Source organism: Streptomyces bohaiensis (assembly GCF_012033785.1).
GTDB classification, from domain to species: Bacteria; Actinomycetota; Actinomycetes; order Streptomycetales; family Streptomycetaceae; genus Streptomyces; species Streptomyces bohaiensis.
The window spans coordinates 1-1,373 of the sequence record NZ_JAAVJC010000524.1 but is presented as its reverse complement, the minus strand read 5'-3'; the positions used below and the strand labels follow the sequence as shown (position 1 = coordinate 1,373).

Below are 1,373 nucleotides of genomic sequence, written 5' to 3'. Positions count from 1 at the left end.
GGGGCGCCCCCGGGCTCGGGCCGCGCCGCCCGACGGCGCATCCGGAGCGCGGCCGCCACCGCTGCGGCGGTCAGCGCCACGGGGGCCGCGACCACCGCCTGCCAGGCCGGGACCGGCCCCCAGGTCAGCAGTTCCTCGCGCACCTCGACGCGGCGGAACGCCGCGTCCGTCCCGTCCCTGACCAGTTCGTGGTCGCCGTCGATGCCCCCGGGGTCGGGGAAGTCCTGGTGCAGCGCGGTCAGGAAGCGCCCGTCCCCGACCAGCTGTCGCAGCGGGCCCTCGGGGAGGGCGTCGGGCGTGAGCCGGCCGGCGAACACGACGTCGACGGGGTCGCCGCCGATGGTCCCCGCGGTGGCCGTCCGGTGGTCGGCCAGCACGAAGAGCCGCAGCACCTGCTGGGTGTCGGCCAGCCGGGAGAGCCGCATCGGGTAGACGGGCCGCTCGGTGGCGAAGGTCAGCCGCAGCGGTTCCAGCGGCCCGGAGAGCACCGGGCCCCCGCCCTCGGCGTCCTCCCCGGCCGCGGCGTCCTCGGCGCCCGCGGGGACGAGCCGGACCGCCACGTACTCCCAGCCCTCCGCCACATAGGGCTCCACCGCCGCCGCGAGCCGGTCGGAGAGGGCGAAGCCGTTCTCCGCCAGCCAGTCGGCCAGCGCCGCCGGCTCCTCGGCCGTCAGCCGCGCCACGTCGAACGGGCCCAGCCGCTCCCGGCCGACGACCGCCACCGGCGGGGCAGCGCCCTCCGGAGCCCCCGCCGCGTCCGGCGCGGCACGGGGCCAGTCGCCGGGACGCGGCCAGAGATAGCGGTCCACCCGCTGCTCCGCCGCGGTGACCCGCTCCAGTTCGGTGAAGAGCTCCGGTTCCGCCAGGGTCACCTCCGCCCGGTTCGGCACCGGCATGACCCAGGCGGCTGCCGAGGCATCGCCGTCGACCGTCAACCGCATCACGATCTGCTGGGTTCCGTCCCCGTCCCACACCACCACCGAGCTCTCCTCGGTGACGCCCAGGTCACTGCCGTCGGCGGTGACCATGGCGCCGCACCCGCACGCGTACGCGGGCCACACCACCGCTGCCGCCTGCACGAGCACCAGCAGCAGCACGGTGGTCAGCGCCGCCGCGAACCGCCGGCGGACCCGCCCGCCGTGCGCGCGCCGCGCCTCCCCGCCGTCCCGCTCTCCCGTCCGCCCCCGCGTCCCCATCGGCATGAGCCGCCCCTCGGTCGACGGCGGCGCCGCGCCGCTCGTCATGCCGCTCCGACGCTCCACCACGGGCCGCGGTTCCCCCCTCGATGCCGTCCCCGGCCGTCAGGCGGGCCCGGTCGGCGGGGCCCGGCGGGCGGGCGCCGGCGGCCGTCAGGCGGGCCCGGTCGGCGGGGC

The 1,373-nt window shown here is 78.7% G+C and carries 1 protein-coding gene; it reads right to left on the bottom strand.

Annotation, left to right across the window (positions count from 1 at the left end; all coding sequences use genetic code 11):
* Positions 1-1,244, bottom strand: a 1,244-nt coding sequence (locus HCN52_RS24460) for a DUF2330 domain-containing protein (RefSeq protein WP_245175428.1), incomplete at its 3' end; no start/stop codon positions are given.
* Positions 1,245-1,373 lie beyond the last annotated feature (129 nt).